10 protein-coding genes are annotated in these 12241 nt (G+C 43.1%); all 10 read right to left on the bottom strand.

The window, feature by feature from the left end:
* Positions 1-534: 534 nt before the first annotated feature.
* The gene (locus tag VKA52_RS03660; RefSeq protein ID WP_326314234.1) at positions 535-1959 is read right to left on the bottom strand and encodes an aldehyde dehydrogenase family protein; all 1425 of its coding nucleotides are present in this window, start codon (positions 1957-1959) and stop codon (positions 535-537) included.
* A gap of 131 nt (positions 1960-2090) precedes the next feature.
* Entirely contained in the window at positions 2091-3278 is a 1188-nt protein-coding gene (locus tag VKA52_RS03655) for a NupC/NupG family nucleoside CNT transporter (RefSeq protein ID WP_160915352.1), read from the bottom strand.
* Positions 3279-3548: 270 nt separating this feature from the next.
* Complete coding sequence (locus VKA52_RS03650) at positions 3549-4541, bottom strand: FecCD family ABC transporter permease (protein ID WP_326314233.1); 993 nt, start codon at positions 4539-4541, stop codon at positions 3549-3551.
* Positions 4538-5515 carry a FecCD family ABC transporter permease gene (locus VKA52_RS03645; RefSeq protein WP_442788823.1) on the bottom strand — a complete coding sequence of 326 codons (978 nt, stop codon included), beginning with the start codon at positions 5513-5515 and terminating at the stop codon, positions 4538-4540. Before VKA52_RS03645 ends, VKA52_RS03650 begins: the two co-directional genes overlap by 4 nt.
* 146 nt (positions 5516-5661) lie before the next feature.
* Positions 5662-6618, bottom strand: a complete 957-nt coding sequence (locus VKA52_RS03640; protein ID WP_326314231.1) for an ABC transporter substrate-binding protein — start codon at positions 6616-6618, stop codon at positions 5662-5664.
* Positions 6619-6744: 126 nt separating this feature from the next.
* Positions 6745-7368 (bottom strand): SafA/ExsA family spore coat assembly protein, encoded by a 624-nt coding sequence (gene safA, locus VKA52_RS03635; protein WP_442788822.1) that lies wholly within the window; start codon positions 7366-7368, stop codon positions 6745-6747.
* A 143-nt stretch (positions 7369-7511) separates the two neighbouring features.
* Positions 7512-7910 carry a hypothetical protein gene (locus VKA52_RS03630; RefSeq protein WP_326314230.1) on the bottom strand — a complete coding sequence of 133 codons (399 nt, stop codon included), beginning with the start codon at positions 7908-7910 and terminating at the stop codon, positions 7512-7514.
* A 178-nt stretch (positions 7911-8088) separates the two neighbouring features.
* On the bottom strand, positions 8089-9210 hold the full coding sequence (locus tag VKA52_RS03625) for a Ger(x)C family spore germination protein (RefSeq protein ID WP_326314229.1): 1122 nt from the start codon (positions 9208-9210) through the stop codon (positions 8089-8091).
* Positions 9207-10361, bottom strand: a complete 1155-nt coding sequence (locus VKA52_RS03620; RefSeq protein ID WP_326314228.1) for a GerAB/ArcD/ProY family transporter — start codon at positions 10359-10361, stop codon at positions 9207-9209. The genes VKA52_RS03625 and VKA52_RS03620 overlap by 4 nt, the downstream gene beginning before the upstream one ends.
* Positions 10297-11820 (bottom strand): spore germination protein, encoded by a 1524-nt coding sequence (locus VKA52_RS03615; protein ID WP_326314227.1) that lies wholly within the window; start codon positions 11818-11820, stop codon positions 10297-10299. Before VKA52_RS03615 ends, VKA52_RS03620 begins: the two co-directional genes overlap by 65 nt.
* Positions 11821-12241: the final 421 nt, after the last annotated feature.

Raw genomic sequence — 12241 nt, 5'->3', positions numbered from 1 at the left:
GGCTGGGAAGCTACTCGCTTTCCTGTGGGGGAGTGCCGAGCTTCCTCGGGCTACGCCCTGCGGGATCTCGCCGATCTCCTTTCTCCCACGGGAGTCTCGCAGCTTCCCAGCCACCCCATACGATAAAAGTGAGAAACGAACCCCCTTTGCCCCGTATGAGTGTCTTTCACAGATCCTGAATCTATAGTGATAAAGCGCTCTATAACAGGCTTTATTAAATGTTGTAGGAGAATCCATGTTGCTTCACTTTCCTTAGGAGTAAAAGCTTCCCTTTCCTGGAAGTGGTTTCGAGATACTTATATGGCAAAGGGCGGAGGGGAATGGCGAGACTCCTGCGGGAAAAAAGTGCTTGGTGAGACCCCACAGGACGCAGTCCGAGGAGGCTCACCGCGCTCCTGCGGAAAGCGAGCTATTCCCCGCAGCCCCCATCCACCTAACAAAAGTCTCGAAACTGAGTCTTCCACTAAAGCATATCTTGAATATAAAAAGAAGCGTCCTGAGTGAGGACGCTTCTTTTTGGTTTATGGTCGATAGTTATTGGTTTAGGTTAAGAACGATTAAGCGTTCTTCTGTCATATCTTCAATCGTGTATTTTGGCCCTTCTTTACCCCAGCCACTATCTTTCACGCCACCATAAGGCATGAGGTCGACACGATATTGCGAGGAATCATTGACCATTAAACCTCCAACTTCCACATTTCTCGCTGCATAAAAAGCGGTATCAAGATTTTTCGTGAAAATACCCCCTTGGAGGCCATAAGGGGAATCATTCACTTCCTCTATACATGATGGAAGATCAGAGAACGGAATGATGCTCACAACAGGAGCAAATATTTCTTCGCAGACGACTTTCATATCTGGCTTTACTTTTGTTAAAACCGTTGGGTAGAATAAAGCGGCTTCGCGATTGCCGCCGTGGATGATTTGGGCTCCTGCTGATTTCGCTTCTTCCACCCACTGTTCGGCCCGCTCAGCTTCATCTTCGCTGATCATAGGACCAACATCGGTATGAGGATCATTCGGGTCGCCTACATTTAACTTTTCAATCGCTTGAATGAACTTGTTCTGGAATTCTTCTCGGACTTCTTCGTGGACGTACAATCGTTGGACAGATATACATACCTGTCCGGCAAATGCATAACTTTTAGCGGCCACATTTTCTGCAGCTGCATCAAGGTCCGCTTCTTTATCAACGATAACTGGTGAGTTATTTCCGAGTTCCAGGATTAGTTTGTTCAAACCTGTATTTTGTTTTAACTTCAGCCCGACTTCCGCACTGCCTGTAAACGTGTAAAGGTTAATCCGGTCATCCTTCATCATTTGATTCCCCACCGTGGATCCTGAACCTACCACCACATTAAGAAAACCTTTCGGAAGTCCCGCCTCTTCAAATAACCCGGCTAATTTCAGCGCAGATATCGGCGTTTTACTTGCAGGTTTCAAGACCACCGCATTCCCTGCCGCTATAGCGGGTGCAATTTTATGTGCGACAAGGTTAACGGGGAAATTGAATGGGCTGATGGCTCCGACAACTCCTACAGGAACCTTGATCGTGAAAGCCATACGGTTTTCAGACCCTGGAGCAGCCTCTACTGGAACACCTTCTCCATGGATCCGTTTCGCTTCTTCTGCTGCCAATTCAAATGTTTGAGAAGCACGGTCCAGTTCGGTTAACGCCTGTTTGATCGGCTTCCCGGCTTCCATCGTTATGACTTTTGCCATTTCCTCCTGGTTCTCTTTCAGTAGTTCACTCACACGTTTTAATATTTCAAATCTTTCATAAGGAGACATGGCATGCTTCTTATACGCATGCGTGGCTGCTTCAATGGCTGCATCGACTTCTTTCTCAGAAGCTTTCGCCACCTGAGCAAAGGTTTGCTGAGTGTATTTGTCCCATACGTCCAGTTGATCATTAGTGTCTATCCATTCTCCATTAATATAGAGCTTATGACGATCCATGAACCTCTCTCCTTTGAAATAGAATCTACAACTTTTCCTATTTTCTGATCCACGGTGGGCGGACTCGCATAGAAGAAGAAAACAAAAAAAGTCTGAATGGAGGAAACCCTCCATTCAGACTTTTCGGCACTTTATAGGAATAATCCTGCAATTGTTGCAGAAAGCATAGAACCTAGCGTGGCACCGATAAGAAGTTTCATACCGAAACCAGATACTCGTCCACCTTTTTCCGCATCAATACCCTGAACAGTACCAGCAATGATACCAATCGAGGAGAAGTTAGCGAAACTTGTAAGGAAGACCGTGACAATACCAACAGTTTTCTCAGATACACTATCAAGCATGTTAGAGAATTCAAGCATGGCTACGAATTCGTTCGTTACGATTTTCGTACCCATGATGGCACCAGCATCAACAACCTCAGCTGCTGGAATACCCATTAGCAATCCAATAGGGGCAATGATATAACCAAGCAGTTCTTGAAGTGTAAAGCCGTTGAATACTGCTCCGAACACCCAGTTCACAAGTTCAAGTGAAGCGATGAAAGCAATCAGCATAGATGCAACGATCAAAGCGATTTTACCACCATCAAGGGCCCCATTACCCATGGCTTCAAAGAAACTTTTCGCATTGGAAACGTCTTGAATATCAACTTTGTCCTCTTCTTTAGAAACTTTAACCGGTGCGATGATGGATGAAACAATCAAGGCACTGAACATGTTTAACGGAAGAGCCACAAGGATATATTGACTTGGCAGCATTCCAAGATAAGCACCTACGATAGATGCAGATACAGATCCCATAGCGGAAGCACTTACAATATACAAACGGTTATCATTCAAGTTGTGGAACTGTGATTTGATGGCAATCAAAGCTTCGGACTGACCGAAGAAAATACTGTTGACCGCGTTGAATGATTCAACTTTCGGCAACCCGGTAATTTTAGAAAGTCCCCAACCAAGATATTTAATAATAAATGGCAAAATCTTAAGATACGTTAAGACAGAAAGAATGGTTGCGAAGAAAATGATGATCAACAGCACGTTGAAGAAGAACACGCCGTTCTCTCCTACTTCTACGCCCCCTAGTACGAAGTTCACACCGACTGTTCCAAATTCAATCAGCTTGTTGAACCCGGCGGAAATTCCATCAATGATGAGTTTTCCGATGGTCGTGTTGAACATGAAAGCCGTAATTAGCAACTGAACAACAATCATAACCCCTATACCTTTGTAGTTAATGTTCTTACGATCATTGGACATTAGAAAAGCGATTCCAAGAATGATCGCAACAGCAAGAATTCCTAAAAGAATACCCACAATAAGTCCTCCCCTAATTGTAAAATAAAGTATTTATGAAAATGCTTACATCAAGTAATTCCACTATGGATTTTATCAGGTTGTCAGACGTCATGCAAGGTTTATTTGTATGTAATAAATAACAAATCATGACATGCTAGTCGTCCTATGCTCTAATATGCCTTTATTCCTAAGGGTTTATCCCCCTTTCAAAAACCTTAATTAAAAATTGTCATATGAGTATACACATGTACACAATAAAAAAGAAACGCTTTTAAAAGCGTTTCTTTTTTATGATTTCTGCATCTTTCTCAATAAGAATAGAAAGTACGGAGCTCCGATGACAGCCGTAAAAATGCCGGCAGGAACTTCTGTAGGTGGAAACAATCCCCGGCCCAGGTTGTCAGCAACCATTAAAAGCAAGGTGCCCGTCAGCGCTGAAACAGGTAAGAGATAGATATGCTTATTCCCTACCAGTTGCCTAGCAATATGCGGCGCAATTAACCCGACAAACCCAAGTGTACCGACAACGGCCACTGAAGCTCCAGCTAGAATCACGGCTATGATCAATAATATCAACCTTGCTTTTCTTACGGGTTCTCCTAGCCCTTCCGCAACATCGTCTCCTAGACTAAGAACATCGAGCTTTGGAGCTAGGAAAAACGTAATGGGAACAACAATCACAATCCAAGGCAGAAGCATCCACACATCTGTCCAATCTTTTCCCCATAAACTCCCGGTCAACCAGACAAGTGCTGCATTTGTCTCCAATGGAAATTTAACGGTTAAAAATTGTATACCAGCCTGACATATTGCTCCTAAAGCAATCCCCACCAGGGCGAGAGTCGCTGGTTGGACTCCCCTTTTAAAAGCAAAAATATAAAGGCCGATTGTGACCAGCCCCGCTCCTAAGAATGCAGCGATCGGGAGACCGATGACAGGCAATGAAGGAAAGAGGATGATGACAGCTGCGGCTGCAAACCCAGCTCCCTTGGTGATCCCAATGACGTCTGGAGATGCCAGGGGGTTACGGATAATTCCTTGCAGCAAAGCACCAGATACACCCAATCCAGTCCCTACCAACAAACTCATAATGATGCGGGGCAATCGGAAATTTTCAATGATATAGCCACTGCCCCCTGCATCAACTCCAACCATATAGTTGTATATCGCCCCAGGAGGAATCCAAACAGCACCTACACCAATGGAAACAAAGGCTCCTAACAAAACCAGAATAGTAAGGGAAACAATAATCGTGATTGGATTCAACTTTTGCAATCTCACACTGAACGCCCCCCTTTACTAGCAAGGTATAAGAAAAACGGAGCTCCAAGCAGTGCCGTTACTATACCCACTGGAGATTCTGCAGGAAAAGAAATGAACCTTGAAAGAACATCAGAAATTGTTAATAATGCTGCCCCGAAGATAGCTGATACCGGAAGTACTAAGCGGTAATCTGATCCAATGAGCTTACGTACAATATTCGGAATAATTAAGCCTATGAAACCGATTGGACCAGCAACCGCCACGGAAATGCCGGCCAATAGAATGACTAAGATAGCTGATGAAACCCGGATCCATCCAATTCTCTGCCCTAATCCCCTTGCAACATCTTCACCTAATCCAAGGATCGTAAGCCCTTTACCTAGAAATAGTGCGCCGATGAGACCGGTCAGTGACCATGGAATCATTAACTGGACATCAGCCCAGTTGCGACCATCGATTCCACCGGCCAGCCAAAAAAGAACATCCTCCGTTGATGTTTCATGAAAAAGGACGATTCCCTCAATTAAAGAGGAAAGAAATAAATGGACAGTAATCCCTGCCAGAGCTAATTTCACTGGTGTCATACCGCCCCCTGTAGAAGAGAGCGAATAGACGATCGCTCCTCCAACGGCTGCACCTAAGAATGCGAAATAGACGAGCGTTGAAGAACCAAGTCCCGGAAAGAGGACAACACCGGCCACTACCATTAATGAAGCTCCCGCATTCACCCCGAAAACTTGAGGAGAAGCTAAAGGATTGTTCGTAATGGCTTGCATGATTCCTCCGGCTATAGCTAAACATGCGCCTACGATGATTCCTACCAAAGCCCTTGGTAAACGGATTGTATGGATGATGGAAGCAGCTTTCCCCTCATCAGGGGCAAATAAAAATTTCCATACATCAGTAAATGGAATAGCATAGGCACCAATACTTAAACTCGCCATGAAGCTCGCCATAAGGACCAAAATACCGAACAAGAAAATGAGGGCCATTTTATATTTGAATATGGATGATTGCTCAGATATATGCTGCACATGAATTCTCCTATCTATATACTCTTTTCACCATATCACAAACGATAGGAAAGCCCTATGGTAAAAAGGAAAGAGCGAAGGGCCTCCCTCCGCTCTTTAAGACGTTATTCCTCATATAAATAGTTGATCGCGTCCTCTAGTATTTTTTCAGATGAAATCAACCCTCGAAAACGTGACCACATGTTACGATCAACTTCATGGACTTCTCCATTTTCCACAGCAGAAATACCTTGATATAAGTCATTGCTTTCCCACTCATCAACAACCGTTTGATCACCAGCAACCATATGGAACATCACATCCGGATTGAATTCAACGACCTGTTCAAGGTTGATTTTATTGTAGCGCTCATCTCCACTTTGAATCGCGTTTTTCAAACCGATGGATTCCAAAAGAGAACCGGTGTAGGATTCCATGTTGTGTGCGAAGTAACCGCTGTCCGCTACTACGGCAGGAAGGACGGTACGGTCTTCGTCCTCAGGTACCTGCGCTTTAAGTTCTTCCATTTTTGCCTGATGATCAGCTAAAACTTCTTCACCTTTCCCTTCCATACCCATGGCTTTTGATACGGTTTCAAAGCTTGTAATAATGCCTTCATAATCAGCAGCTAGTGAAGGAAGGATAATCGTCGGAGCAATATCAGACAATTGATCATAGATATCTTTGTGTCTTTTCATATCGGCAATGATCAAGTCAGGTTGAAGAGAGCTAATCACTTCTAAGGAAGGCTGCTTTCTTGTACCTACTGATGTATAGTCACCGATTTTCTCACGAATCGGTTCGATAATACGTTCTGAATCATCATCATCCGCGATACCCACGGGTGAAACCCCCAACGAAGCAAGGTTGTCCACGAATGAAAACTCCAGCGCCACAACCTTCTCAGGCTGCCCTGTAATTTCTGTTTCTCCCATTTCATGTTCAATCACACGTGTTTCTTCTGTTGTTTCACCGTTCTCATCTTGTGTATCTTCTGAAGTTTGATCTTCAGAAGCACCCCCACAGGCACTTAAAACGAGGACAAGAACAAGCATAAATAACGAAACTATACTTTTCTTCATATGTAATACCTCCATTGTTATTGATAATCATTATCAAATGCTTTTTTTATCATACTTAAATTCAAGTCAATTGTAAAGGGTACAGCAAAAGGGATGCCGCTTATTTCGAAGCAACATCCCCTCCATTTATTGTGTTATAAACATCTGAGTCCAATAATAACCGTAACTTCCGCCTTCTGCGTAACCTACACCGATCTGTCTTAAATTAGGATCTAGAATGTTCTTCCTATGCCCAGGACTTTCCATCCACCCATTAACCACTTCCTGTGGTGTTTGCTGGCCGGCAGCGATGTTTTCGGCCGCACGATTGTAAGAAACATTAAAGTCTCTCATCATATTAAATGGTGAACCGTAAGTCGGTGACGTATGGGAAAAATAATTTTTATTCGCCATGTCTCTGGACTTGTACCGAGCCACGCGTGATAGCTGCCAATTGGCTTTTAAAGCAGGAAGTCCATTTTTCGCCCTTTCCTGGTTCGTCAAATCAATGACTTGCCTCTCGACTGATTTGATGTCTGCTTTTAGAGGAACCGTCACCCTGTCTCCTGGATAAATGAGATCAGGATTGTCAAATTGAGGGTTGGCATTGATGATTTCTCTCAAGCCGATTTTATATTTTTTTGAGATCTTCCATAGTGTGTCCCCACTCTTGACTGTGTAAGTATCCGTTTCTGCATGTGTCATTTGCGGGGCTTGCACAAACAACACGGCAGCAAAAATGATAGCACCTAACCACATCCATACTTTCAAGTTTCTCACTCCTTTTTTAGTGTCAGATGTAGTTTGGCTCTCACACATAAAAATATGTATATAGAGGAAAAGTTTAGGAATTAAAAACGCACCCACCGGTGGTCAATCGGTGAGTGCTATACCATAGGGGAGGTATAATCATTTTATGAATGAAACGAGCGGGCCACTTCAACCAATTGTTGTCGTGTCACACTCTGTTCATTATCTTCTTCAGGCGCCACACTGGCGCGGTAAGTCATTAAATACGTCACACCATCTTTTGTCCAAGTTAGTTTCTTGGAAAAGCGGTTATTTTCGTATAAGCCGTCTAGATTTCCAAGGATGGAAATATCTCCCGGATCTATCCACGGCGTATTAATTTCCCCTTGAGAAAATTGAATGGTCAGCAGATCATTATCAGGCGTATAAAAACTCAAGTCCATCAACTCTGAACCCTCACTCTGATAGATGTCTGTCACGACACTTATCATAGGTACAGGAATGTACTCAGGAAGTTCAGGTTGAAAGTCTAATTGTTCAACAGCCGAGGATACCTTTTCCATATTATAAGAATGGTACCCACTAGGGATGGCATGGGTTTTACTACAAGCACTGACTACCAACAAACAGAAAAATAAAACACCAAATCTTCTCCACACACTGTTTTCCCCCGTCATTTCTATGTTTCTACTATAGAGACGAGGTGAAGCATAAAAAGGTTTCACATAGGAGGAAAAAATTTTAATTAATAATTCCGTGTTGGATGACTTCCACTTTCACGCTTGGTTTAATGGATATTTCTGGATACTTTTCCTCCCAGTCCATTTTTTCCCATGCATCAGGATGATAAGCCTTCACTCTTCTTCCAATCCCAAAAATATCACTGTTCGCTTCTTGAAGCTGTGAGACAATATCTACAGATTCTTCAGTGAGGGTTTCTGAAAGCTTTTTGCCAATTTCCTCAACCTTCCCTTTGACATACAAATGATCAGAAGGGTATTCTACGATTTTAACTTTCATATCCAGATTGATGGTTACAGAAATCTCTCCATCGTTATTTTCAATTTTCATTTTTCGATCGTTTTCTGCTACATTCACAGTAACATAATCCAATATCTCTTCTTTTTTGTTATCATCAATTTTTTCCGTCAAACGGGCGACTCTTCCTTTCACCCCTTGCAAAAGCATATACAAGGTCGTTTGTTCCGCGTCAATTTTTTCACCTGTATAGGCTTTATCATGAAATAGCCCCATTCCACTGAAAGTAAGAAGATTCCCTTCATCTTCTATTTTCAGCATAGGCACAGAGAAATCAATTCCAGGTTCCAACAATTCCGCACAAAGCAGCTGCAGGTTTTCACCAGTCGCATGAGTCGATGAAACCGCAGCCTCCAGGAGACCACTGACATAATTGCTGATTCTTGTGGCTCCCGCATGATTCATACTGATTACATCTTGGGCCGTCCCTTCCTCGACAACAGCAAGATAGGCATTCAAGTTGCTGCGAGAGTTTCGATACATGTCATCCAGGATCGGGTAGATGTTCTTCTTCGCAAGGTCTTCCCCTAATACGACGACTTTCACTTTGGAAGGGTCATAAGACTCCGAGATCATGAGGTCGATCTTATTTCTTGCTTGCAACGGGGTTTGGGCAGAAGTTGAGAGGATTTGCAGACTCTCACTCCCCGGCCCTTCTGTAGCTCTATTGACTGTAGGAATAGAAACGGTCTGTATGATTTGACCTTCGTCTCCTTGATCGAATCCTAATGAAAGCACGAGCTTAACATTTTTAAACTGTTTTTCATCCCAGCAACCCGTAAGGAATAAGAGACCTGTCATAACAACGATCAAATATCTCCTCATGATGTACCTGCCCCCTTATCTTTGTTCCTCCTCCAAAAGCTTAATGGGACCATAATTAATGGAAGAGTCACAGAGAAAACATAACCAGAATAGGTCACGACATTGTTGAAAGCTTCCATTTTTTTAATATCCATACCAATAAACATACTAATGCTGAATACGACCACGCCGATCAAGACAATAAATTTCGTTGTGGACTGCTTCTTAAACAAATCCGAAAAGCCGATACTCGATAAGTAAAGATACGTCGCGAAGGAGGTGGCGACATTAATCACCCATATCGTTATAAAAAACAAATCAATCCGAGCTATAATCGGTAGCGAGAATGATTTCAACATATACAAAACAGGTTCTGGAACTAATGGGAGTTCACTAGTACTGAAGAAGGTGTAGCTTGCAAGCACCGTAAACAAATAAAAAAGCGTTACAAACCAGTGAGCAAGGACGATCGTCGTTAACTTTTGTTTGTTCGTTCCTTCCACTTTTGAATAAACAACCAACGTAACGATAAACCCAAAATAGGAGAAAATGGCTTGGTTGATTCCAGAAAACACCTTCCCCCATCCTGATTCTAAGATAGGAAAGAGGTACATGATTTGCATTTCTTTTGCTCCGAAGACCATAAGGATGAGCAAAAATACAATCAATATCGAAAGCATGGTGTACATCCTTCCTAGCACGAGCAACCCACCGTGAACCATGTACATACAAACGGTGATCATTAAAAGAGCCGTGACCCAAATGGGTGTATTCGGCAAGACCCACACATTAATCATTCGGCAGAATAACAAAATGATAAGTGTCCCAACACCGATAAAGTACAGGATATACAAAATGGATAGTGGCCGCCCTATCCATTTTGTGTACAACTTATCATTCATTGTATATAAAGTATCTTCAGGAAGGTTCTTAGCAACAATCCATATCCCTATCAGTAATAGTTGAATTGCTACTGCTCCTAGTAAGAGAGAAATCCAACCGTCCTGCTTAGCTACCGTGTGCAGTTCATATGGAACTGATAACACTCCCACTCCAATTTGGGTTTGGATGATTATGAAGAAAAATTGCCTGCGTGACAGTTTCTGCTCATTTTTTTGGTTTGTTTGTTGTGGAGGTTTGGTCCCCTCCTTGTTTTGATTGTTTTTGTTCATCACGGTTTCTCCACTCCCTTGAAGGGTCCAAAGCTATAGGTTTAATTGCATGAGCATCTTTTGGTCTTAGCTTCATCATATACATGGGCAAACGGACAAACGTGTCTTTCAAATCCACCAGACTCAAGGGAGCAAGTGGTGCAAAATAAGGAACTCCGAAAGAGTGAAGGCGCGTTAAGTGAATGAGAATGAATAACATCCCGAATACGATACCAATAAACCCAATCGTCCCTGCGAGTAAGATCAGTGGAAAAGTTAACAAACGCAAGGCTGTGCTCAGTTCATTGGAAGGGACAACAAAGGAAGCAATAGCCGTCAAGGCCACCACAATGACCATCAAGTTGGATACAAGTCCTGCCCGTACAACCGCGTCACCAATGACAAGGCCTCCGACAATCCCGATGGTCTGCCCAATGGGTTGTGGTAAACGTATACCTGCTTCCCTGATCAGTTCAATAATAATAACCATTACAAGAGCTTCTAATATGGGGGGATAAGCAATCTCATTAATCGATGCTTTGACTGGAATGATCAGCTCATCAGGAATGACTTCATAATGGAAACTTACTACCGCAATATAGAATGCAGGTAAACTCACAGCTATCACGAAACTGAAGAGTCGAATCAAACGGACAAACGTGCCTGTGAACCATCGCATATTATAATCATCCGGGGCCTGATAGAACATAAAGAATGTAGCAGGTGCAATAAGAGTCGTAGGACTCCCTTCCGACATAATGGCGACTCTCCCCTCTACTATGTTAGCCGCCACACGATCGGGTCTTTCAGTATTTAACATTTGAGGAAAAGGAGAGTTCGACTGATCTTCAATAAATTCTTCCACGTGTCCTGGACTATGAATCATGTCTGAATCAACGGAGTGTAATCGGGTCTCAACTTCCTGGACAAGCGTAGGATCCGCAATACCATCCATATACATGACAGCAACATTCGTATTTGTCTTTCTACCCAACTTAAAGTATTTGATTGTTAAATCCCTGTGCTCTACTCTTTTACGTATCAGGTTGATGTTCGTCATCATATTCTCCACAAAACCATCATGGGCACCCCGAACAACTTTTTCGTTTTGTGGCTCTTCAGGCGTTCGGCTGAAAGATGATGTCACACTAAACTGGGCGATTTCTCGTTTCCCCTCTTCTAAATAAAGCGCATGCCCCCGCAGAATAGTGCGTACTGCTTCCTCCAAATCGTGGGTATGTTTTGCATTCGGAAGTTGAAAAACATCATCAGTGTGCCCCATTTCTATGGGAGCAAAAATTTTCTCATGGATTTTTTCGTGTTCAGCTAAGGATTCTAAATATAAAAGAGTCGCGTCCCCTTTCTTAAGGACACGGATTTTCAGATCATTCGTTTGGTGGAAAGCATCTAAGATGTATTTAACGTTTTCTGTCAATTTCTTAGTGGTTGGCACTTCTTTATCACCCGAAGGTTCAGACATATGCCTGTCTTTCAATATGTCTCGGTTATTCCTGAAGAATCGCGTAAAGATTCCCATTTTCGCATCACCTACCCTTAATTTGCCACGAATAAAATGGAATATACGCAAGAAATCCTTATGAAAGACGAATCCCCCCTCTTTGTCACTAACGCTCCCTTTAGTTGAAGACTCAGTTTCGAGACTTTTGTTAGGTGGATGGGGGCTGCGGGGAATAGCTCGCTTTCCACGGGAGCGCGGTGAGCCTCCTCGGACTGCGTCCTGTGGGGTCTCACCAAGCACTTTTTTTCCCGCAGGAGTCTCGCCATTCCCCTCCGCCCCTTTGCCAAGGAAGATTCTCGAAAACACTACTTAGAAAATTAGCTTATATGTTTATAGGAAATGGATAATATGTACTCTATCCAATGGACGTTTAGAATGCGTA

Source organism: Halobacillus sp. HZG1, assembly GCF_035818575.1.
Classification (GTDB): domain Bacteria; phylum Bacillota; class Bacilli; order Bacillales; family Halobacillaceae; genus Halobacillus; species Halobacillus litoralis.
The sequence above is the reverse complement of the archived record's forward strand: the minus strand, read 5'-3'. Positions and strand labels throughout refer to the sequence as shown.